18 protein-coding genes are annotated in these 22,042 nt (G+C 45.5%); 14 read left to right on the plus strand and 4 right to left on the minus strand.

Going from position 1 to position 22,042, the window contains the following annotated elements; genetic code table 11:
* Positions 1 to 110 precede the first annotated feature (110 nt).
* From HNQ56_RS16035 to HNQ56_RS16045, 3 genes are all read right to left on the minus strand, one after another.
* Entirely contained in the window at positions 111 to 275 is a 165-nt protein-coding gene (locus tag HNQ56_RS16035) for a DUF6774 domain-containing protein (RefSeq protein WP_429148718.1), read from the minus strand.
* A gap of 109 nt (positions 276 to 384) precedes the next feature.
* A complete protein-coding gene (locus tag HNQ56_RS16040) occupies positions 385 to 969 on the minus strand; it encodes a phosphoribosyltransferase family protein (RefSeq protein ID WP_429148383.1) in 585 nt (194 codons plus the stop codon).
* A 10-nt stretch (positions 970 to 979) separates the two neighbouring features.
* The gene (locus tag HNQ56_RS16045; protein ID WP_429148386.1) at positions 980 to 2,125 is read right to left on the minus strand and encodes an NCS2 family permease; all 1,146 of its coding nucleotides are present in this window, start codon (positions 2,123 to 2,125) and stop codon (positions 980 to 982) included.
* Between the two features lie 240 nt (positions 2,126 to 2,365).
* Here HNQ56_RS16045 and HNQ56_RS16050 point away from each other — a divergent pair, with 240 nt between their 5' ends.
* Positions 2,366 to 2,794, plus strand: a complete 429-nt coding sequence (locus tag HNQ56_RS16050) for an NUDIX hydrolase (RefSeq protein ID WP_429148389.1) — start codon at positions 2,366 to 2,368, stop codon at positions 2,792 to 2,794.
* A gap of 52 nt (positions 2,795 to 2,846) precedes the next feature.
* Here the strand turns inward: HNQ56_RS16050 and HNQ56_RS16055 are convergent, their stop codons facing one another.
* Positions 2,847 to 3,857, minus strand: a complete 1,011-nt coding sequence (locus HNQ56_RS16055; protein ID WP_429148391.1) for an AraC family transcriptional regulator — start codon at positions 3,855 to 3,857, stop codon at positions 2,847 to 2,849.
* A gap of 179 nt (positions 3,858 to 4,036) precedes the next feature.
* On the opposite strand from HNQ56_RS16055, the gene HNQ56_RS16060 reads away from it, so the two are divergent.
* The 13 genes from HNQ56_RS16060 to HNQ56_RS16120 all read left to right on the plus strand — a co-directional run bounded on the left by HNQ56_RS16060 (position 4,037) and on the right by HNQ56_RS16120 (position 22,023).
* The gene (locus tag HNQ56_RS16060; RefSeq protein ID WP_429148393.1) at positions 4,037 to 7,111 is read left to right on the plus strand and encodes a glycosyl hydrolase; all 3,075 of its coding nucleotides are present in this window, start codon (positions 4,037 to 4,039) and stop codon (positions 7,109 to 7,111) included.
* Between the two features lie 57 nt (positions 7,112 to 7,168).
* Positions 7,169 to 9,550 carry a glycoside hydrolase family 38 N-terminal domain-containing protein gene (locus HNQ56_RS16065; protein ID WP_429148395.1) on the plus strand — a complete coding sequence of 794 codons (2,382 nt, stop codon included), beginning with the start codon at positions 7,169 to 7,171 and terminating at the stop codon, positions 9,548 to 9,550.
* A gap of 656 nt (positions 9,551 to 10,206) precedes the next feature.
* Positions 10,207 to 11,118 (plus strand): NUDIX hydrolase, encoded by a 912-nt coding sequence (locus tag HNQ56_RS16070; RefSeq protein WP_429148397.1) that lies wholly within the window; start codon positions 10,207 to 10,209, stop codon positions 11,116 to 11,118.
* Between the two features lie 57 nt (positions 11,119 to 11,175).
* Positions 11,176 to 13,308, plus strand: coding sequence for a class I SAM-dependent methyltransferase (locus HNQ56_RS16075; protein ID WP_429148399.1), 2,133 nt, complete (start codon positions 11,176 to 11,178; stop codon positions 13,306 to 13,308).
* A 42-nt stretch (positions 13,309 to 13,350) separates the two neighbouring features.
* A complete protein-coding gene (locus HNQ56_RS16080; protein WP_429148401.1) occupies positions 13,351 to 14,367 on the plus strand; it encodes an SPFH domain-containing protein in 1,017 nt (338 codons plus the stop codon).
* On the plus strand, positions 14,364 to 15,308 hold the full coding sequence (locus HNQ56_RS16085) for an NAD(+)/NADH kinase (RefSeq protein ID WP_429148402.1): 945 nt from the start codon (positions 14,364 to 14,366) through the stop codon (positions 15,306 to 15,308). Before HNQ56_RS16080 ends, HNQ56_RS16085 begins: the two co-directional genes overlap by 4 nt.
* 238 nt (positions 15,309 to 15,546) lie before the next feature.
* On the plus strand, positions 15,547 to 16,563 hold the full coding sequence (locus HNQ56_RS16090) for a glycoside hydrolase family 43 protein (RefSeq protein WP_429148404.1): 1,017 nt from the start codon (positions 15,547 to 15,549) through the stop codon (positions 16,561 to 16,563).
* A gap of 44 nt (positions 16,564 to 16,607) precedes the next feature.
* Positions 16,608 to 16,871 carry a TIGR04076 family protein gene (locus HNQ56_RS16095; RefSeq protein WP_429148405.1) on the plus strand — a complete coding sequence of 88 codons (264 nt, stop codon included), beginning with the start codon at positions 16,608 to 16,610 and terminating at the stop codon, positions 16,869 to 16,871.
* Between the two features lie 113 nt (positions 16,872 to 16,984).
* The gene (locus HNQ56_RS16100) at positions 16,985 to 17,344 is read left to right on the plus strand and encodes a BlaI/MecI/CopY family transcriptional regulator (RefSeq protein ID WP_429148406.1); all 360 of its coding nucleotides are present in this window, start codon (positions 16,985 to 16,987) and stop codon (positions 17,342 to 17,344) included.
* The gene (locus HNQ56_RS16105) at positions 17,341 to 19,944 is read left to right on the plus strand and encodes a M56 family metallopeptidase (RefSeq protein WP_429148408.1); all 2,604 of its coding nucleotides are present in this window, start codon (positions 17,341 to 17,343) and stop codon (positions 19,942 to 19,944) included. Before HNQ56_RS16100 ends, HNQ56_RS16105 begins: the two co-directional genes overlap by 4 nt.
* Positions 19,945 to 20,132: 188 nt before the next feature.
* On the plus strand, positions 20,133 to 20,609 hold the full coding sequence (locus tag HNQ56_RS16110) for a GNAT family N-acetyltransferase (RefSeq protein ID WP_429148410.1): 477 nt from the start codon (positions 20,133 to 20,135) through the stop codon (positions 20,607 to 20,609).
* A gap of 164 nt (positions 20,610 to 20,773) precedes the next feature.
* Positions 20,774 to 21,085 (plus strand): hypothetical protein, encoded by a 312-nt coding sequence (locus HNQ56_RS16115; protein ID WP_429148411.1) that lies wholly within the window; start codon positions 20,774 to 20,776, stop codon positions 21,083 to 21,085.
* A 47-nt stretch (positions 21,086 to 21,132) separates the two neighbouring features.
* Entirely contained in the window at positions 21,133 to 22,023 is an 891-nt protein-coding gene (locus HNQ56_RS16120; protein ID WP_429148413.1) for a VOC family protein, read from the plus strand.
* The last annotated feature ends 19 nt before the right edge of the window (positions 22,024 to 22,042 follow it).

Below are 22,042 nucleotides of genomic sequence, written 5' to 3' on the forward strand. Positions count from 1 at the left end.
TACAATTGTTCCCTGGAAATAAAAGAAAGCACTCCGGCCGGGGCGGGAAACAGCCTGCCCGGGATCGAAGTGCTGTGGATAAATGATTGACGGGAACGGCTGTCATTACGTCATGAAAGCTCGCAATCATTTGCTTTGTTGCTATTGATGCATTTATCATTTCGTTCTCTTTGCAATAGGATGGTAGAAAGGGTATCTCCAAGCTGACAAAAGACAACCGCTAAAAGCGATATTTCATCCGTTGAGCAGCATTTTGATATGGAGCAGGCTATCATTGAAACTAAAGCGACCAGTTCACATTCATCCACATTTATCACCTCATAAAAATATATGCAGATGGAAGCATATGGTGAATTGTCGGACAGGCCCGCCCATTAACAGAAGCTATTCATTATCTGCGATAGAACCGGGCAGAGGAATATTCCCCAGGGAAATAAGCGGGATTCCCTTGTAATGGGTGCGCTCTTCCCCCTCGGTTAATACACAGGCAATTACGGAGATTTCAAAACCGATTTCTTTTGCCATAATCAGGGCCGCGTCTACCGTACCGCCGGTAGAGACCACATCATCAATGAAGCAGAGCTTCTTACCCTGGAACTGCTGATATTTCTCCCTGCCGATCCACAGCTCCTGCTTGCCCTGGGTGGTGATGGAATCCACCAACACATGCTTAGGGTCCTGCATAAAGGACTTGCGGGCTTTGCGCAGCTCAAGGTAGGAGGGCATTTCTCTGGCCAGCTCCTGGCAAAGGCCGGAGGACTTGGTTTGTACGGTGACAAAGCCCTCATAGCTGTATCCGGCCAGCTTTTCCGTCAAAGCCTTTGCGGCGTGCCTGTTCCACTGGGACTCACCGGTCATATCAAATGAATAAATATAGAAATTATCGCCGAGATCCATCAAAGGCAGCTCAATCTCGTAATCTGTGCCAAGGCTCACTTTCCATACAGAGGGCCATTTCTTGTTATCCATCGTTCTCCTCCTATACTAAACCTACATAAGAACCAAAGTAGCGGATAGCCAGCCCTGCCACCATACCCAGGAAGGGATTTTTGGACCAAGCGGTTACCCCAAGGGCGATATAGCCGCTCATGGGACTGTCGGAACCGCTTACCGCAGAGAGATTCGGGGCAAATGTGAGGGCGAAGCCGATCACAACTAAAAAGCCCGCAATGCTTTGACTGGGGAGATATTTGCCCAGCCGGCCAATAACACCTACTAAAATCAGTACACCGGTAACCAGCATGAAAACGATGCCGCAGGCAACGGGCCAGGGGGCGCCGGCTGTGCCGGAGATAATGGCTTCGATAGGCGGGCCGCCAAACAGGGCGCTGGGGATGTCAGCAAGCGAATTGATCATAGAAAGATGATCAAAGTTCTGTGTGGTGCCGGCGATGCTGGAGGTAATGGCGCCGAAGGAGATATTAGCGCCGATGTTGAGCATAACAAGGCTAAGAGCTCCGAGGATAACCGTTACGTTAATGGTAGGCTGGATGATTTTAAAATCATGCCAGTACTCCTTTTTCCAAAAACGCCATTCGCTGCTCATCTGCAATTGGTCCCGTCCCTCTTCCAGTACGGCGGAAAGGTCTACTCTGCGCTTCTGCAAAAACAGGAAGTCAGCAGTGGATATCACGACAGAGAAGAAGATGGTCCAAACCACCTTATTAGGGCTGTTAACAAAAATGGCATAGGCGGCAATGGCAGTAATGACGGAGATCAGCGTAGTACGTTTTTCCTGAGCGAGCATATCCCAGGACACACTGGCTAAGATCAGTCCCACGCCGCTCATCATGCCGGAAATAATGGCTACGCCAGCAAAATCAGAGATTTTGGTGACTCCGCCGAAGGCAGAAAGCGTCATCATCAGCAGAGCGGCAAGAAGAATGGAGCTGACATTGTTGCGCATATTCTTCTTAATGCTGGCTACAGTAATCGTTTCTGCCTGAGCAGAAATCGGAGTTACCGATCCGGTAAACAGGTTGCCAAGGGAGCCTACCAAATAGGCAAATCCGGCAGGCTTCAGAGCGAAGCCGCGGGCTTCGGCATAAAGAAGTTGGGGTACGCCGTTGATAATGACGGCCGCTACCGCAAGAATAAACGGGCCAAGGTTACTAAAAAAATCCATAAATTATCCTCCTCATAGTTCATGATGTAGATAATATAACATTATTCAGCCGGATCTGACAATTGGTCACTAAGTATATATACTAATAGATATTATTAGATTTAATTATATTAGTCCTTCAAAGTGATTGCCCCTATACAGAAAGATATGATAATATGATTATTATGGAAAAATGGATCAAAGGAGCGTAGAATTAAGCTTGCGCGAAACCGCAAACAGATCAATATAATTGGAGGACACATGCAGGGATATAATTGTATTATGGTATTCAGCCAGGATAATGAAAAGCTATTATTCTGCAGGAGGACAAAGGACCCTTATAAAGGATTATATAATTTGGTAGGGGGAAAGATCGAGCAAAACGAAGACGGATTCGGCGCGGCCTACCGGGAATTGGAGGAAGAGACGGGGATAGAGCGCGGCAGGCTTCAGCTGTATCATATGATGGATTTCACTTATTATAATCAAAATTGTTTTGTTGAAGTATATGCGGGTCAATTGAAAGAGGAGATCCCTTTGCGTGAGGAGCTGCATCCCCTGGAATGGCTGGATATTCATGAGAATTATTTTGACAGCGGCAGGTTTGCCGGAGAAGGTAATATTGGTCATATGGTAGAGCAGGTAAAAATCTATGGTATGGGACAGAAGCTGCCTGAACCAAAGGATTGATACGAACTTTAAAACAGCCATGGATAGCATGGCTGTTTTGCATTACGGTACATTATAATTGATTTATCTGACGTTGGCGGTACTCCTTCGGGGAACACCCAAATTCTTCTTTGAATTTCTTATAAAGATAAGTCGTATTCTCATATCCGCTTTGGAAGGCAATCTCCTCTACAGAAAGCTCCGTATTGCGCAGGAGATTGGTGATTGACCGGAATCTCTGCTTTTGAATTAGATCTTTAAAAGAGTACCCCGTATCCCGTTTCAGAATCGTAGTCAGGTAATTGGGATTCATATTAAAAAACGCGGCGGTACTTTTTAAATCACAGCATTTATAGTTGGTTTCAATATATTTCAGAATAGGTACAATAGTTGATTTATTTAACTGCAGCTGCTGCAGAGCTTTATCGGCTTCGAATACACAGATCAATTCCAGAAACAACAAATTGATCAGACTGCTTATAATATCCTTGGAATTCATGGAGGGACTGATGTGCTCACACATCAGCTCTAAAAACAGCATCGTAACGCGCCGGTTATTTTCGGAGTGAAATATAATAAAATTATCATGGGTAGTCTGCTTGGAAATGGCATTCACCAGAAATCGGGATAAAATGCTTTCCTCGGAAAATTGGTTAAAAAATGTATCAGTAAAATAGGGCTTGTCCATTAAAAGTGTAATTAGAATGTCCTGTTCCCCCAGATTCTCCACGGAATGGGGAGCCTCGGAATCTAAAATAAAGACCTGGCCCTTCTGAAACTTATGGGTGGTGGAATTCAGTATCGTATGGTCACAGCTTCCGGAGTACATAAACCCTAATTCGATCCAGGGATGAATGTGGGGGGATACATCCAGAAAACGGTTGGTTTTCCTCATCATAACAGAGGGATGCGGCGCGTGGGAAAAGGGCGGTACAATATCGGAGGTCATGATATATACCGGCGGATTGTCCGCAGGGGTATGGGGGAGCTCCGGCATGCCGTCTTTGCAGCGCAGGGCTTTATATCGACTTTCTTCCGGTTCCAGCTGATGTAAGATATTGTCCAGCGTATTATAGGATAGCATAGGAGGCACACCTTTCATTCGATCTTTAGATTATTATACTTGTCCCCTTATAAAATTTCAATGAATACTGAAGTTTTGATGTGATTTTACTGTGGTTTTTACGTTGTTGTCCCCGGGGATATTTGCTAGAATGATATTCAAAAAGTCTATGGTATTGGCAAAATAGCAGGAGGTGTTTTATGTCAGCGAATTATTTGGAGGAGTTTAAAAATCCGTCATCCATGTTCCGGGGAGCCCCTTTCTGGTCCTGGAACTGCAAGCTGGAGAAAGAAGTCCTATTAAAGCAGATCGATTATTTTCATGAGATGGGAATGGGCGGTTTTACCATGCATTGCAGAACCGGTCTGGATACGGAATACATGGGCGAAGAGTTTATGGATATAGTGAAAGCCTGTGTCCAAAAGGCAAAGCAGTTAAATATGAAGGCGTATCTCTATGATGAGGACCGCTGGCCTTCCGGATTTGGCGGAGGAGAGGTGACCAAAGATACGGCTTACCGCAGCCGTTATATGGTGTTTTCCCCCTTCAGCCGGGAGGAGCTGAAAAGCAGCGCCAGTGATTTTGTAGACAGCTCAGCCAGAGGGCAGGCCACCGGTAACGGTACCTTTCTGGCGAAGTACGAGGTAACTTTGGAGAACGGTTATCTGAAGGAATACCGCAGGCTGGACGAAGGGGAGACGGGCAGCAATATCTGGTATGCCTATATGGAAATCAGCGGCCCCAGTACCTGGTATAATAACCAGGCTTATGTAAATAGCCTGGATAAAAAGGCAATTGAGCGGTTTATCGAAACCACCTATGAGAAATATTATAAGGCCCTGGGAGAGGAATTCGGAGGTACGGTTCCTTCTATCTTTACCGATGAGCCTCAGTTCGTACATAAAACAGCTCTTAGCCGGGCGGAGGAAAAGAGAGCGATAGTGATTCCATATACCGATGGATTTGAAGAGAGATACCGGAAGGATTACGGACAGAGCTTTCTGGACTATCTGCCGGAGGTTTTCTGGGAATTGCCGGAGAATAAGGTGTCGGTAACCCGATACCGCTATCATGATCTCATTGCAGAAATATTTGCGGAAGCCTTTTCGGATACCCTGGGAGAGTGGTGTGATGAGCATCATATTTATCTCACGGGCCATATGATGGAAGAGCCCTCCCTGCGTTCCCAGACGGCAGCCCTGGGGGAAGCCATGCGGCATTACAGGGGCTTTCGGATTCCGGGCATTGACATGCTATGTGACGGAAGGGAATATACTACGGCAAAACAGGCCCAGAGCGCCGCTCATCAGATGGGGGGCAATCAGATAACCAGCGAGCTCTACGGAGTAACAAACTGGGATTTTGATTTCCGGGGACATAAGCTCCAGGGGGACTGGCAAGCAGCTCTCGGTATTACCCACCGGGTGCACCATCTATCCTGGGTTTCCATGGCGGGAGAAGCAAAGAGGGATTACCCGGCCTCGATCTTTTATCAATCCCCCTGGTACCGCAAGTACAATCAGATTGAGACCTACTTCGGAAGGGTGAATACGGCGTTGAGAAGCGGTAAGCCCCAGGTGCGTATCGGAGTGATTCATCCGGTGGAAAGCTACTGGCTATATTACGGACCAGGTGACCAGACCAGTTCTATAAGGGAAAAACTGCAAAGACAGTTTGATCAGGTTACGGAATGGCTCCTGTTTGGATTGCTGGATTTTGATTACATATCGGAAGCCTTGATGAACACCCTGAAGAAGGAAACGGAAAACGGATTTGGGGTGGGAGAGATGAGCTATGATACGGTCATTATACCGGGATGTGTTACCTTAAGGTCCTCAACCCTTGACCGTTTACGGGAATTTATAAAATCCGGCGGGAAGGTTATCGTAATGGGTGATCTGCCCAAGTATGCCGACGGGGAAGAGAGCGGGCAGCTCCGGTTCCTGGAGGAAGATGCGGTTCGGATCTGCTTTGATAATGCGGAATTAATGAATGCCTTGAAGGAGCTGCGGGAGTTTGATCTTTATGATGAACACGGGATGCGCAGTAACCATTTATTATACCAGATACGCGAAGACGGGGAGAATAAGATATTGTTCATTGCCAACGGCAGGGGAGTACATAACCATGACATTCCGGGAGCACACAATTATACGGTTTCTGTAAGAGGAACCTACCAGGTGACGGTTATGGATGCCATGACAGGAGAAAGCAGACCCTGTGCCGCAAGCTATAGGAATGGGAAGACGGAATTCGGATACCGGTTTTACCCGGAAGACAGTCTTCTGGTTCATCTTGTTCCAGGGAAGAGAGAAGCTGCTGCCCCGGAGAATAAGGGGAAGCGGGAATTGAGGGATGCTGGTACATTAACGGGTAAGCATGGCTATCATGCAGAAGAACCCAATGTCTTAATGCTGGATCAATGCAGGTATTCTCTGGATGGGGAAGCGTTCAGGCCGGCGGAAGAAATTCTGCGCATCGACAATATTCTTCGCCGGGAACTGGGTTATCCCCTGAAAAATTCAGCAGTGGCGCAGCCCTGGACGGATACTTCCCCGGAGGAGAATTCCCATCGGTTAAAGCTGAGTTATACCTTTGAGTCGGAAATCGAGGGGGTTCAGGTAACATTAGCCGCAGAGACGGTGAAAGGAATGGAAATAAGCTTTAACGGCACTCCCATACCCGCGGAGATAAACGGCTATTATGTGGATAACAGCATCAAACGGATTGAACTCTCTGAGGTAAAAGCCGGTATGAATGAATTGATATTGACAATGCCCTATAACCGGAAGACCAATCTGGAATGGTGTTACATCTTAGGGGAGTTTGGTGTGGCAGCGGCCGGCAACACTGCAAAACTGGTCTGGAAACCAGAACAGATCGGCTTTAGCGATCTTACTTCACAGTATTTTCCCTTTTATGGCGGTAATATGGTTTATCATTGTGAAGTTGAGGCGGAAGACGGGGAGTATGAGCTGGAAATAACTAAGTTCCGGGCACCGTTGATCTCTGTTAAGGTGGACGGGAAGGAAGCGGGAGATATTATGTTCGCACCGTATCGGATCAACCTGGGACATCTGTCCGGCAGACATGAGCTTCAGATCACTTCCTACGGAAACCGCATTAATACCTTTGGGCCGGTGCATTGCTGTGATGAAGGCCTGAGATGGATGGGGCCCGATGCCTGGAGAACGGAAGGCGTTCGGTACAGCTATGAGTACCAGCTAAAAAGGACAGGAATCCTGGCCGCTCCGAAATTATATAAAAGAATATAGAAAAAAGGCATAATAAGAGGGCGGCCGTATCCCCAATATTGAATACAGGAGGATTTCATGGAAAAAAAGTTTACGCTTTATTTACTTCATCTTTCCCACACGGATGTAGGGTATACCGATACGCAGGAAAAAATGAAAGCTCATCATATTGCCTTTATCCGGGAAGTGCTGCAGTTGGTCAGGGAGAATCCGCAATTTGTATGGAATTGTGAAAGCTACTGGTGCGTACAGCAGTTTTTAAAAGCAGCTTCCCAGCAGGAAAAGGCAGAATTTGCTGCTGCGGTGAACAGTGGAAATATCGGTCTTTCAGCCAGCTACTTAAATCTTACGGATCTTGTACCGGCCTATGTGCAGGATGAGATTATGAAGGAATGTGCTGCCGAGAGAAAAGCAATGGGACTTACGGCAAAGAGCGCAATTACGGCAGATATCAACGGTTACAGCTGGGGATATGCCGACATTCTGGCAGAAAACGGCGTTGAAAATCTTATGTCCTGTATCCATACACACCATGGATACCATCCCCTGTTTAAGAAACAGGCCCCTTTTTACTGGGAGTCTCCCAAAGGGAACCGGGTTCTTTGCTGGAACGGGGATCATTATAATCTCGGCAACGAGCTTGGCATCGCCCAGGCATCCTGGTTTGAATATACCATTCAGGACGGAATGTCTTCCATGCAGGGAAGTGATTTTGAAAAAGCGGTCAAACGCATTCATGCCTATGCAGCTTCTTTGTCAGAGCAGGGCTATCCATATCCCTTTGCGCCTGTGGCCCTCAGCGGAAACATGACGGACAACTCGCCGCCCTCCCTGAAAATATTGGAGTTTGTTCAATTATTTAATGCACAGAACCACAGGATAGAGTTAAAGATGAGCACCCTGGACGACTTTTTCATGCGCCTGGCCGGTGAGACGGAAGAAATTCCGGTCTACTCCGGGGACTGGACAGACTGGTGGGCAGACGGTATCGGCTCTACGCCCGCAGACGTGATACAATACCGCAATGCCGCCCGTAGCTTCCATGTGATGCAGAAAATGAATTGCAGAGAGAATGTGTCGCTTCGCCCCTATTATCATGATGCCTTCCATAATCTGATGTTTTATGGAGAGCACACCTGGGGGTATTCTTCCTCCATCACGGAGCCATTCCATCCGCAAGTGAATAATTTGGATCAATGGAAACGCTTGTATGCATTAAAGTCCAGTGAAGCTGTGGCCATAATGCGGGAAAAGGTACAGCAATCTTTGGGGGAAACAGCAATATCACTGCATAAAACGCTCAAATTCCGTGCGGTGAATCCCCATGATATATGTTTTGAAGGGATGTTTACCTGTGATCTGGAGCATTTTTATGGCTACCATTATTTTGATGTCATTGATGATGCCACGGGAGATAGCGTTCCATTCCAGTTGAGCAGGCATTCCAGAGGGCCTAAGATTTGCATCTGGCTTTCCCTTGCTCCGAAGGAGACCAAGACCTTTGCATTGAAAGAGCGTCCGGCAAGGCCTCTTGGATCGGCAGGCAGGAAGGCTCCGGCCGGGATCGAAGGCATCAATGATCTGTATTGGCGGCTTTGCGAGGATTTGGAAAATGGAGGCTGCATCAGTATTGAGGGAATTGAAAACAATTTCTTTAAAATATCCTTTGAAAACGGGAAGGGCATCAGTTCCATTTACAGCAAGCAGGAAGAACAGGAATTGATCAATATACAGCATCCTTATAACGCATTTACACCGGTTTATGAAGTAACGGAAAGAGATATGGGAGAGGATTATTTGTGGGTACGGCGCAGCATGGGCAGAAACCGCAAAGCAGTACGTACGCATCGAAGCGCCGGGAAATTGTATGATGTGAAGATCCTGGAAAATGGGATGCTCTATTCCCGCGCCGAGCTGAAATACCGTATGGATGGTGTACAGGAATGCAGTCTGATTGTTACGGCCTATAAGCTTGCCCCCAAAATTGATTTTGACTTCCGTGTGCATAAAAACAGTGTTTGGGAGCCTGAGAATTTATATCTGGCACTGCCCTTTATGGCGCAAGAAATATTTATCGATAAAGCCGGCGCCATAATGCGTCCCCGTATGGATCAGCTTCCGGGCACATGTGTGGATTTTTATGCGGTACAGAACGGGATTGCTTTTTGCGCGGAGAGCAGCAGTGTGCTGATTACCACCCCCGATGCGCCGCTGGTTAGCTTGGGAACCTTAAAAGCGCATCCCATTAAGCTGATGGGGGAAGGGGCTGCAAACTGCGACGAGGTCTATTCCTGGGTAATGAATAATTTTTGGGAGACCAATTTTAAAGCAAGCCTTGGAGGGTTTTACCAGTTTTCTTACAGCCTGAATTTAATGCAGGGCAGCAATACGGCGGAGATCTTCCGGACGGGGGAAGCCCTCAATGAGAACGTATTACAGTTTTATATGTTTAATGAATGATAAAAGCAGAAGAAATTATTGATCGATTAGAGATATTTGTAAGGAAATAAAGCATGGATTTAGATGCATGTATTGATGACAGCCCCTAAGCAGGTTATTAATTAATACATGCATCTTTTGATTTTTTGATGGTTATAAACCATGCGACGCCTTATAACTTAGGATTTGTTTTTGTTTATCTAAATAATATGCTCATAGACATTGCCGTAAAAAAAAGAAGCTGTTCCAAAAGCAATTTATACTTTCTGATTTCAAAAAAGAGATGGGGCTGCCGGCTGAAAGCCTTAAAAAGCAATTAGAAACCCTGCAAAATCAGATTCGTAAGGATGAATGGAATAGCTTTTTAAACAGCCAAGGAAATGTTTGTAAGGTAGAAAAAATATTATATCCATCAAAAAAAGCTGCTTGAAGGCTACGAAAAAAATAAGGTGCAATTGGCGGATGACACGAAATTACTGGATGGCTGGATTGGTATTTTACAAGAAATAATTGATATCTTTAAGAAATTCTGATGTTGTTACTGATTGATTTGTTTGAATTAGAAATTATATAAAAAGATATTGACAAAAAGCAATGATAGTAATATATTGATAGTAACATATTGATATTAACACATTGATAATATATGAAACAGATAAGGATTTAAAGGTGATGCAATGTCGGATAATATATTAAAAAACAAATCAGGCCTTACGGAAGATCAATTCCTGGCAGCATATGATGCGGGCAGATATGAGAGACCTTCGGTTACAGTAGATATGCTGATCTTTACCGTAACAGACGAGGAAAAGAAGAATTACAGAAAGCTCCCTGAAAAAGTCCTGAGACTTCTCATGATTAAAAGGGGGGATCACCCATACCTGGGACAATGGGCCCTTCCCGGAGGATTTGTACACATGGACGAAAGCCTGGATGAAGCAGCTCTAAGGGAACTGAAGGAGGAGACTAATATTGATAAAATCTATATGGAGCAGCTTTACACCTGGGGGGATGTGGGCAGAGATCCGCGCACAAGAGTAATAAGCACCTCCTACATGTCTTTGGTTGACAGCTCAACCCTTGATATCCAGGCAAGTGATGATGCGGACGATGCAAAATGGTTCACGGTTTCCAGCAAATTGCGCCAGGAACAGAAGAAGATGACGGAAAAAGGATATATCCTGCAAAGCGTATATGATTTAAGCTTATCGAATGATGAAAATAATCTTTCGGCTGCAATAAAGCTTACGAAGACGGTGGAAGGCAAAGTGGCAAGGGTTGAAAGGGAAGTCCTTGAAACAAAGGGAATCGCTTTTGACCACGCCAAAATCATAGAATATGGGATTGGGAGGCTGCGCAGTAAGATCGAGTATACGGATATCGCATTTAATCTAATGCCGGAACGGTTTACTCTTACAGAGCTTCAGCAGGTATATGAGGTCATTCTTGATACGGAATTGCTGAAAGCAAATTTCAGAAGGAAAATTGCCGATATGGTAATGGAAACCAATGAATATGCCAAGGCCGTTGGTCACAGACCCTCGAAGCTATTCCGGTTTAATCCGAACTGGGATAATACTTCCAGGTGAGATGAAGTCCGATATCAGAAGGATAAATGAAAAATAATTTTGCGGGGGTGGAAGAAAGTGATAGAAGCGTATGGTGATGAAAACGATCCGGGCCTGAAAGGTGAGGTGCCCGCCTTGAAAGCTCTGGCCGCGATAGAGAGAGTGAGGAATGGTGATTTACAGATATTAAAAGGCGAGAAATGGCTCAAGTTTCTGGTATTAACCTCGGAGCGCAATGTCAATTTTGAACGTCTTGTTTCCCTTGGGGAAGTTGAGGATAATTACGTACTTGGTTATGTGGAAAGAACCCTTAAAGCTCTTGCTGCCTTACAGTTGGATGAGCGTCCGAAGTATATCATTGAGGAAACATTAAAATGGGCCGAGGTGGCAAAGTCCGGGCTGATCCATCAAAGAAACCAATGGATAAAGAGGGGCTGCAACCTCTTTGCCCATAACATTGGCTCTGCGGAAATCTATATGGAGGAAACCTTCGAATCAAATTCGGAAATCAAGAGGATTGTACATAATCTTATACTGACCCATGGCCTGATCGGACAGTATATCAGAGGCGAGGTGCCGCTTTCGGATAATAGGCCGCTGTATCAGCTGGTGGAAGAGGGAATCATACCGGCTGAGGAATTGAAGGAAATACTAAGAGGACTTAATTATTGTATTGTGACTGCGGTTGATAACGGAATATGGAGGGACATCAGCCGGCAGGTTGAGGAAGAGATCGAGATTATTGCTGACGGACAATTTGATAAGCACTACGGGTTCAAGGAAAGGATAAGGCGTTTAAGAGCGGTTTCTATTAAGAATGGTGAGAACTTCGATGCAGAATACGAAAAAGTCCTTTCTGATTCGCGGATAGCCGGCAGAATATCCGATCTTCTTGAACAAACAAATTTATGGTATGTGGAAGCGGCATTATATGATTTTTCCTTTGAAGAATTCGTAAAGATCCTTTTACTCATTTCACAGAATGAGAATTCGTACAAAGTAAAGCATATCAGCTTTGAACGGCTGATGAAGACGATTTACTACCAGCACGACGGGAAGAAAAGGGTCAATATTTATAAGAAAAGGATCATTGAAAAGTACCTTGGAGAAATTACAGTACAGGATATATTGGCAGGTAACCAGAAGGAGAACCCCCATGTTGCCCATGCAGTGGCTCTTCATGAAAACCTGGAGGATACGTTGTTTTTCACCTTTCAATTCTCGCCGGCGGGCAGCAAGCTGATTGAATTCTGCATTGAGGCTGAGAAATCCGATGTGCTCTATGAAAGCGCCATCATCCTACTGTTTGATCTGTTCGGTCTGAGAAGGGATCAATACGACCGTTTTTATGAAGAAGAGAACTATCTTGCAACGATGAACCAGACCATAGACTACAAAAAGGTGATTCTTGATTACATTACGGGAGATAGTGTGGTTGATATAGGGCCGGGAGGCGGCGCCCTGATGGATATGATTGAAGAGAGGTATCCAAAGAAGAAGGTGCTGGGCGTCGATATCGCACAGAATGTGCTGGATAGCTTAAAGAAGAAAAAGCAGCTGGAAAACCGGAAGTGGGATGTCCTGTACGGAGACGCGCTGAATCTGGGTCAGTATATCGAAAGAGGCAGTGTGGATACCGTAATCTTTTGCTCCATCCTCCATGAACTCTTTTCTTATATCGAATTCAACGGAAGAAAGTTTAATCATGAGACCTTAGCCGCCGCATTTAAAAGTGTATTTGAGCTTCTGCCGGCAGGAGGAAGAATTATTATCCGTGACGGCATCATGACGGAGCCGGTGGATGAAAAAAGAATAATAAAATTCTTATCGGAGGAAGGGGTTCAATTCCTGGAGCGGTATGCCGGGGATTTCAAAGGCAGAGAGATTGAATACACAGTCACCGGACAGAACGAGGTAGGTATGCCGGTAAATGATGCCATGGAGTTTCTCTATACCTATACCTGGGGAGAGAAATCCTATGTTCACGAAGTGAATGAACAGTTCGGGTATTTTACTCCCAGCGGGTTCCGGGATTTTATCACATCGGTTCTGGGGGATAGCGCGAGGATCGTAGAGTTTAAGCATTTTCTGCAGGAAGGATATACCATAGCGCTATCTCAGAAAATAGAGTTTTTTGATGAAAGCAGAAACCCTGTAAGGCTGCCGGACAGCACTTGCATTATAGTAATCGAGAAGCAGCAGATTTCATAAGGGCAAGCCTGTGATGGCGTTCAAGAGGAAAGGAGGTTCTATATGTTTGGATTCGGGTTTATTAAGTTCCAGCCCAGTGAGTATGTCTTAAAGTACAGGAGCGGTGCAATTGTAAAGGAAGGTGCGGGGTTATCCTTTTACTATTATGCTCCGAGAACGTCCATTGTTGTGGTACCGGTGGGAAGCACGGACGTACCTTTCATTTTTGAAGAGGTCACATCGGACTTTCAAACGGTGACGGTTCAAGGGCAGATTACCTTCAGGGTAGTGGATCAGAAGAAAATTGCCGGACTTCTCAACTATACCCTGGATATGAAGGGAAAGGGCTATGCTTCCGATGACCCTCAAAAGCTTCCCCAGAGGGTAATCAATATCGTGCGGGTTCTGACCAAGAAAACATTGGAGGGCCTGCCGCTGAAGGATGCCATTAAATCCAGTGAAGCGCTGGCAAAAGGGATATTGAATGAAATCAGTGAGAATGAAGAGATCAACCGTCTTGGAATTGAGATACTGGGTCTTTCCATCCTCGCTATCCTTCCCAATAAGGAGACGGCCAGGGCATTGGAGGCACAGGCAAGAGAGCAGATTCTCAAGAAAGCGGATGAGGCCATTTATGAGAGACGGAATGCATCCATTGAACAGGAAAGACGGGTAAAGGAGAATGAGTTCAACACGGAAATCGCAATCGAGAACAAGAAGAAGCAGGTTCGGGAAACTCAGATAGAGGCGGAAAGAGCGGTCCAGCAGAAGCAAAATCAACTGAGGGAGGAGCAGATGAATTTTGATACGACCCTGGAGGAGAAGAGAAAGGATCTGATTGAGCTCACCGTCCAGAATTCGAGGGCAGAAGCGGATGCCAAAGCCTATGAACTATCGGCGGTCATGAAGTCCTTCGAAGGGATGAATCCCAATGTGATTCAGTCCCTGGCAAGCATAGGAATGCAGCCCAGTCAGCTGATTGCCATCGCATTCCAGGAATTAGCCGAGAAGGCGGGGAAGATAGGCCAGCTCAATATATCGCCTGATTTACTTCAGGAATTGATGAAGGAATCAAAATGAGGACGGAAAGATTAACGGAAAATAAAATAATTCTGGTGAAGCGAAGAACAAGGCTGGAGGAATTGATTGCAAGATATAATACCATAGCCCAGGCAAAGTTCTATATTGAACACATGGGCAGTGATTTTTCGGATTATATTACGGAGGATGAACGGTATAAGAAGGCGATATCAAAAGCCCATAGCCAGCTGGAGGCCCTTGGAAGGGTTCAGGTGGTTGACCGGGACTATGTGCCGAATTTTATATTCGGAGAGAGTGATGTTGTGGTAGTCATAGGCCAGGACGGGCTTGTGGCCAATACATTAAAGTATCTTTCCAACCAGCAGCTGGTCGGAGTAAATCCGGATCCTGTCAGGTGGGACGGGGTACTGCTTCCCTTTACCGTCTCCGATTTAAGGCTGGTGGTTCAGGAGGTTTTCCAAAAGAGGAGGCAGATCAAAGAGGTTTCTATGGCTAAGGCGGCTTTAAATGACGGCCAGACCATTTATGCTGTTAATGATCTGTTTATCGGACAGCGGACGCATGTATCCTCCCGATATCATATCCAATTGGGAGAACGGCATGAATATCAGTCCTCCAGTGGAATCATTGTTTCCACCGGACTGGGTTCCACCGGCTGGTTAAAGAGTATACTTACCGGTGCGGCAAACATAGTGAACGGAATTTCAGACCGGAAGGTCAATATGCAGCAGGAAAGAAGCCTGCCCTGGAACATTGATTATTTATATTTCTCCGTCCGTGAGCCCTTTCCGAGTAAAACTTCCGGGGCAGATATTGTGTTTGGAAAGGTAACACAGGGGAGTCCGCTGAAGATATTATCCCAGATGCCGGAAAACGGAGTCATATTCAGTGATGGTATTGAAAGTGATTACCTTCAGTTTAATGCCGGTATAGAAGCTACGATTACTCTTGCCGAAAAGAAGGGACATCTGGTAATATGAAAGACAGGCGGAAAACGAGTTTGCGAGCTGCTTAGGAGCCAATAGAAAGAACCAACAGAAAGAGTCAACAGAGAGAATCAGCAGAAGGAAACAGCAAAAAGAAACATAGCAGAGGAAAGCATAGTATAAGAATGTTAGTATAAGAAATGTTAGTATTAAGAAACGATAGTATTAAGAAATGATAGTATTAAGAAATAATAGCATTAAGAAATGATAGTATAAGAGGAGGAAATTTGACATGAAGATTGGCAACCTGAAAGGAAAATGGAAGACAGCTTTTTTAGTAGCGTTATGTGTGCATCTTATGACAGGATGCAGTAAGAAGGAGGACTGGTCCAGCCATACCGCCAAACAATTATTTCAGGCGGACCCTACCATTTTCGCTGAGAAAAATACATATTATCTTTACGGTACCAATGAAAAGGATACCTCCCAGGGATTTCAGGTTTTCACATCCGAGGATCTTGTTCACTGGAAAAGCCCGGACAGCGGCAATGACAGCTTCGCACTGAAAAAGGGAGATTCCTTCGGCAGCGGCAACTTCTGGGCACCCCAGATCTTTTCCTATAAGAAATCCTATTACATGGCATATACGGCGGATGAGCAGATTGCCATTGCAAAGAGCTCCAGCCCCCTGGGCCCCTTCACCCAGCCCGAGCTGCAGCCATTGCTGCAAAATTCCCAGTATAAAACCATTGATCCCTTTGTCTTCTTTGATGAGGACGGACAGATTTACATGTATTATGTAAAGCTGAACGGCGGGAATAACATCTCCGTGGCAAAGATGAAGGAGGATCTGTCCGGCTTTGAGGAGGGCACTCAAAAAACCTGCATCACAGCGACAGAAACCTGGGAAAATACAGAGAACGCATCCTGGCCGGTAACAGAAGGCCCTACTGTAATTAAAAAGGAAGGCACCTATTATCTGTTCTATTCCGCCAACGACTTTAGAAATCCGGATTATGCGGTAGGCTATGCCACCAGCTCAAGTCCGCTGGGGCCGTGGACAAAGCATGACGGCCCGATCATCAGCAGAAACAATCTGCCTGAAAATGGTACGGGACACGGAGATATCTTTGTTGGAAAAGATGATCAAATATATTATGTATTCCATACGCACTGCAAGAACTACCAGGTTCTGCCGAGAAAGACGGCGGTGGTACAGCTTGTTTACACACCGCAAAAGGACGGTCCCGGCGTATTCTCTGCCGATGCGGAGAGCTTCTGCTTTATCCAGGAATATGTGGAGAAATAATGAGCCGGAACTTTTGACATAGAAGAACCTGGAGGTGTTGGTGTTTGAAGAAACCTAAGATAAAAATAACGCTGGTAGAGAGAAAGGGTGAAATCCCCTGTCATAGGGGCCATAAGGTTGGCGATAGTTTTGATTTTGACCATGACAGAGGGAAGCTATGCCCCATGGCGATGCATGTGGCATTTCCCTATATAGATATAATGCGGTATGGGGGAATGCCGCCGTTGTCGAAGAACGGAGATATTCGTTTTTGCTGCCCCGATGCGGACTGCATTAACGTATTTAAGCTGGAGATTGCAGAGGATTGATTTTGTCGAATGCACGGCAAAAAATATTTTCATTATGCTATTGACTTTTGTGGGTCTATCGTGATAGACTCAACATAAGGTTTATTGTGATAGATCTAAGGAGGTCAAAGCATATGGAAAAGTTTAAACTATACGATGCGGAATATAAATTTACAAGTATTATCTGGGACAATGAGCCCATTAATTCAACGGAGCTTGTGCGGATTTGTGCGGATCAGCTGGGATGGAAGAAATCCACCACCTATACTGTCTTAAAGAAGCTCTGTGACCGCGGGATATTACAGAATCAGGACGCGGTTGTAACCGCATTGATCAAACGGGAGCATGTACAAAAGTATGAGAGCAATGCTGTTGTAGAAAAGTCCTTTGATGGTTCCCTTCCCCAATTTTTAACTGCTTTTCTTGGCGGGCGAAAGATCAGCCAACAGGAAGCCGAGGAGCTGAAGCGGATTATTGAGGAGGCGATGAAATGACCAATCTGCAGGGGATGTTTACCACTGTTCTGAACATGAGTATTACGGCATCCTATGTGGCCGTCGGAATTATTTTTATTCGGCTTCTTCTGAAGAAAGCCCCGAAGATATTCTCCTATGTTATATGGGCGGTGCTATTGTTCCGCCTTATCTGTCCTTTCTCCTTCAGTACGTCCTTCAGCTTCCTGGGGCTGTTGAATGTGAAGTCTCAGAATGGCATGAGCGTACTGGAGTATGTACCGCGTGATATTGGGGCGGTGCAGGCACCTGCGACACAAAACGATGTCAGCAGCCTGGATAGTCCGTACAGCCCGGATAGTTCGGATAGCCCGTACAGTGCGGGGGGACCCCTGCCCCGGACTATGCCAATTGCAAGTGCGAATCCCGTACAGATATGGATGGATGCTTTAAGTCTTATCTGGCTTGCAGGGATGGTTATACTGTTCTGTTCCAGTGTCATCCTATATGTAAAAACAAAAAGACGGCTCCTGACAGCCACTCTGGTGAGGGGCAATATTTATGAGTCGGACCGGATCGGAACCGCTTTGGTCTGTGGCCTCCTCCATCCGAAAATATATGTGCCTCTGGGTGCGGAAGAGCCTCATCTTTCCTATATACTGGAGCATGAGCGAACTCATATCCGCCGGAGGGATTATCTTATCAAGCCCCTTGCTTTTTTGACACTCCTCCTTCACTGGTTTAACCCTCTTATGTGGTTGTCCTTTGCCCTTATGAGCCGGGACATGGAGATGTCTTGTGATGAAAGCGTTCTGCACAGGATGGGCCGGGATGCCAGAGGCGGTTATTCCAGCTCTCTGCTGTCGCTTTCCGTAAAGGCAAGCGGACTTTTTGCAGCGAATCCTCTGGCCTTTGGCGAAAGTCATGTGAAGGTACGGATTAAGAATGTGCTGAACTATAAAAAACCTGTTTTTTGGATGGTGATTGCTTCTGTCATTGTCTTAAGCGGTGCCGGTATTGCTTTTCTGACCAATCCAATTGGCGATGAGCAGGATTTATCCTTCCTGAAACCGGGTAATCTGTTGTCGCTCATAGGGGAGCAGGATCAGGTAAAGATTGAATCATCGAAATACGGCAATACATTTATCTCAGGCAGAGAGTTTGCAAGATGGCTGGATACTGCTGAAAACCAATGGACAATAGTAAAAGTTGTCTCCCATGAACTTTCCCCTTCCATCATTATTCATGTGAACGATGAGGTAAGAAATGAAATTCATTTTTTCACATCGGATCCCGCGATCGCCAAGGTTGTGTATCAAGATGAATACCGGTATTATAAGATTCCGGAAGAGGATTATTCCGCGATAGCAGCTATGGCCGAATTAAGCTATCCCAATATTCAAAGCATAACGTTTACGGAGCAGGAGGGCGGGAATATTAATGAACCGGTCAACATTACCGACAGCATGGCAATCATGCGGATGGCCGTTCTTATGCAAAGCGGCGGGAAGTACCGTCCATCCCTGCTTTTTGATTCAACCCAGAACGATGTTCCTCCTGTGCCCGACTATATTCGGGTTGAAATGAGCGGGGACGAAGCATACGCTTCCTATTTTCTCTACACAGAGGACGAGAAAAGTTATTATATTGATAGACCATATGATCACATCAATAAGATTGACTTTGATACTTTGCAATCTATTATTACTATACTCACAGATAACGGAAACGGGCTGCCGCAAGATCAGATAGGGGGAGATCAGACCGTACAAGATCAGACCAGGTCAGATCAGGCAGAGCAAGATCAGGTAGGGCAAGATCAGAACGCACAAGACCAGACCGTACAAGACCAGAATGGATTCGATGTGGAAAGCAACTTGTCTGTCATCATGTCATCGCCGAAGACATCTTCCAATCCCCAGGATTATATCCGTGCCCATGACAGGGAATATGAAGAATTCTTCAAATATGGCGGTGAGGATGCCCTGCAATATATGCTGGCCCAGTTTGAAGCCGGTAATGCCGAGGGGCTCCGGGGCCAGATCATGATGCTGCTGTGTAAAGAGCTTTTAGGCGTACGAAATAATGTCACCGATGAAACCCTGTCTCCCCAGGAATGGTACGATGCCCTATCCATCCGCCAGGAGATTATTCTCCCGAATTACCAGTATGACGGTCAGGATTCGGTTGAAAAACTTGTCTATGCTGCGGAAATTGAGAAAAATTCGGATTCTGAAAGAGGAGGCTTCATGGTGGTTGCACCACGAATTTTTGGAAGTTATGAGGAGGGAGACCGGCTAAAGGTCTTTGTAACAACATATCATGTAAGATATAAGCTTTTTGGCAATGTTTTATCGGAGGAAGGAGGCAGCATCATTCCGGCAGCAATTACCTATGTTAAAGATGATAGCGGCAGCTATATCCTGGAGGAATACCAGCAGGCAGGAGATGGTTCGGAATTTGGGCCTTCTATCAGGAAATATTGTACAATGCCTGTATCCGGTGAGGAAATCAAGGGGCTTGCGAACAAAATTCTTGAGGGTTACTCAGACTTTGGGGATATTCAGGCCCTGCTGCAGGATAATCTGCGGAAACATTTAAAGAAACACGGGATTACAGATGTTGAAATTGAAATGAAATAAATATAGGGTTCACGCTGTATATGAAAAAAGCTTCTTCGGTGCTCGAAGAAGCTTTTTTGAACATAGTACAGTATACACTTTACCATAAATAAAAATAAAAGTCTGGTAAAAATTTTGATACCCAGTACAATTGAACTATCCCTTAAAAAGGGAATTAAAAGGAGATGAATGCAAGGAGGTATGAGGATATGGTAAGCTTGAGAAAGATTACATTGGATAATAGGAGGGAGCTGTTCCGGCTGGAGGTTACCAAGGAACAGCAGCAATATGTGGCATCAAATTTATCGAGTGTTGCATCCTGTTATGTATTGGCAACCAATGGAGGGCACCCGATGCCCTTTGCTATCTATGCGGAGGAGCAGATGGTGGGTTTTGTTATGATTGTTTATGGGAATACTGGATATGACCAGCCTGAGATGGCGGAGAATAATTATTGTATCCTGCGTCTGATGATAGGGCAGCAGTATCAGGGGAATGGGTATGGCCGTGAGGCAATGACAAGAATAATGGAGTATATCCGTACCTTTCCGGCAGGGCAGGCCCAGTATTGCTGGATCCCTTATGAAGCAGATAATATAGTAGCTAAAAAACTATATGAAAGCTTTGGTTTTCGCGACAGCGGCGAGGTATACAATAATGAGCCTGTCACCGTTTTAGGGTTGTAAGTTTTAACTAATCTCATTTTATTATATAATGGAAATATTTTTATGAAACATGTATAATAAAAGAAAGCCTTGGAGGGCAGTTACACATAGCGAGCTGCTATCGTTTTGCCGGAATAGATGAACGTAGATATTATGGATAGGGATATGGAAAGGAAGGAATTGGAATGAAAGTTATTATGTATGGTACCGGCATTTGTCCGGATTGTGTAGAAGCGAAGGAGATACTGGAGAAGCAGCCGGAGATCGAGCTGGATTACCGGGATATCACCAGGGATATAAAGACATTGAAGGAATTCTTGGCTTTCCGGGATCATGACAGCCTGTTCGGGCCGGTCATTCAGGAAGGCCGGGTTGGAATTCCTTTCTTCCAACTGGAGGATGGGACAAAGACCTTTGAGACATCTGATATTATTGGAGGATGCAGCGTTGGAAATCCGGTGTCATCTTGTTCCGTGGACGGGAAAGGTCATTGTTGATCAAAGCGGCGCTTGAATTATGAAAGGATTGAAAGGAAAGAAGTGATATGCAAAAAATCGTTCTTCATTTATGGTATGATAAGGAGGCAGCAGAGGCTGCCAATTGGTATGTCAGCCTGTTTGAAGATTCCAAAATACTGAACATCGCAAAGATGCATGATACTCCCTCCGGAGATGTGGATCAGTTGGATTTTCAGCTTGCGGGCCTTCGCTTCTCGGCCATCAGTGCCGGTCCTTATTTTAAACTTAATCCGTCCATTACCTTGATGGCAGCCTGTGACACTAAGGAGGAGGTTGACCGTTTATATAATACCTTGTCAGAGGGCGGCTCAGAACTTATGCCGCTGGGAGAGTATCCCTTCAGCAAATGGTATGCGTGGATTGAGGATAAGTATGGCTTGGGCTGGCAGCTAATGCTGGCAGAAGACAGAAAGGAGCACCAAAGAATCAGACCCTGTCTGTTATTTAGTGATACGGCATGCGGCCAGGCTGAGGAAGCAGTTGATTTTTATACTGCGGTATTTGAAGATTCCCATAAGGGATTTATAAACCGCTATGGTGACGGTGAAGCGATGGATCACAGGGCAAAGTTAAATTATGGGGAATTAAATATCTTTGGAACGCAGTTTGTTGTTATGGATCATGGATTCGGAGGAGACTTTACGTTTAATGAAGCCTTTTCCTTTATGGTTTTATGTGATACTCAGGATGAAATTGATTATTACTGGGACAAGCTGTCCCATGATCCGGAAGCGGAGCAGTGCGGATGGGTGAAGGATCAGTATGGCTTATCCTGGCAGATTGTCCCTGCTGAAATGGATGAAATAATGTTTCATGGGAGTGAGGAGGAAGTCAGACGTGTGACGGAAGCTGTCTTACAGATGAAGAAATTCGATCTGGCAGCTTTGAAAAAAGCCCGTTTACATCCTGGCACCTAGTGCCATAGCATAATCACAG

It is taken from the genome of Anaerotaenia torta, from assembly GCF_050433395.1.
Classification (GTDB): Bacteria; Bacillota; Clostridia; order Lachnospirales; family Lachnospiraceae; genus Mobilitalea; species Mobilitalea torta.

Excerpts from the sequence above, each read along its gene's own strand:
- HNQ56_RS16085 (WP_429148402.1), top strand. The coding sequence starts at position 14,364 with ATGAGGACGGAAAGATTAACGGAAAATAAAATAATTCTGGTGAAGCGA.
- HNQ56_RS16100 (WP_429148406.1), top strand. The coding sequence starts at position 16,985 with ATGGAAAAGTTTAAACTATACGATGCGGAATATAAATTTACAAGTATT.
- HNQ56_RS16120 (WP_429148413.1), top strand. The coding sequence starts at position 21,133 with ATGCAAAAAATCGTTCTTCATTTATGGTATGATAAGGAGGCAGCAGAG.
- HNQ56_RS16070 (WP_429148397.1), top strand. The coding sequence starts at position 10,207 with ATGTCGGATAATATATTAAAAAACAAATCAGGCCTTACGGAAGATCAA.
- HNQ56_RS16055 (WP_429148391.1), bottom strand. The coding sequence starts at position 3,857 with ATGCTATCCTATAATACGCTGGACAATATCTTACATCAGCTGGAACCG.
- HNQ56_RS16045 (WP_429148386.1), bottom strand. The coding sequence starts at position 2,125 with ATGGATTTTTTTAGTAACCTTGGCCCGTTTATTCTTGCGGTAGCGGCC.
- HNQ56_RS16035 (WP_429148718.1), bottom strand. The coding sequence starts at position 275 with ATGATAGCCTGCTCCATATCAAAATGCTGCTCAACGGATGAAATATCG.
- HNQ56_RS16110 (WP_429148410.1), top strand. The coding sequence starts at position 20,133 with ATGGTAAGCTTGAGAAAGATTACATTGGATAATAGGAGGGAGCTGTTC.
- HNQ56_RS16115 (WP_429148411.1), top strand. The coding sequence starts at position 20,774 with ATGAAAGTTATTATGTATGGTACCGGCATTTGTCCGGATTGTGTAGAA.
- HNQ56_RS16065 (WP_429148395.1), top strand. The coding sequence starts at position 7,169 with ATGGAAAAAAAGTTTACGCTTTATTTACTTCATCTTTCCCACACGGAT.
- HNQ56_RS16090 (WP_429148404.1), top strand. The coding sequence starts at position 15,547 with ATGAAGATTGGCAACCTGAAAGGAAAATGGAAGACAGCTTTTTTAGTA.
- HNQ56_RS16060 (WP_429148393.1), top strand. The coding sequence starts at position 4,037 with ATGTCAGCGAATTATTTGGAGGAGTTTAAAAATCCGTCATCCATGTTC.
- HNQ56_RS16040 (WP_429148383.1), bottom strand. The coding sequence starts at position 969 with ATGGATAACAAGAAATGGCCCTCTGTATGGAAAGTGAGCCTTGGCACA.
- HNQ56_RS16105 (WP_429148408.1), top strand. The coding sequence starts at position 17,341 with ATGACCAATCTGCAGGGGATGTTTACCACTGTTCTGAACATGAGTATT.
- HNQ56_RS16080 (WP_429148401.1), top strand. The coding sequence starts at position 13,351 with ATGTTTGGATTCGGGTTTATTAAGTTCCAGCCCAGTGAGTATGTCTTA.
- HNQ56_RS16050 (WP_429148389.1), top strand. The coding sequence starts at position 2,366 with ATGCAGGGATATAATTGTATTATGGTATTCAGCCAGGATAATGAAAAG.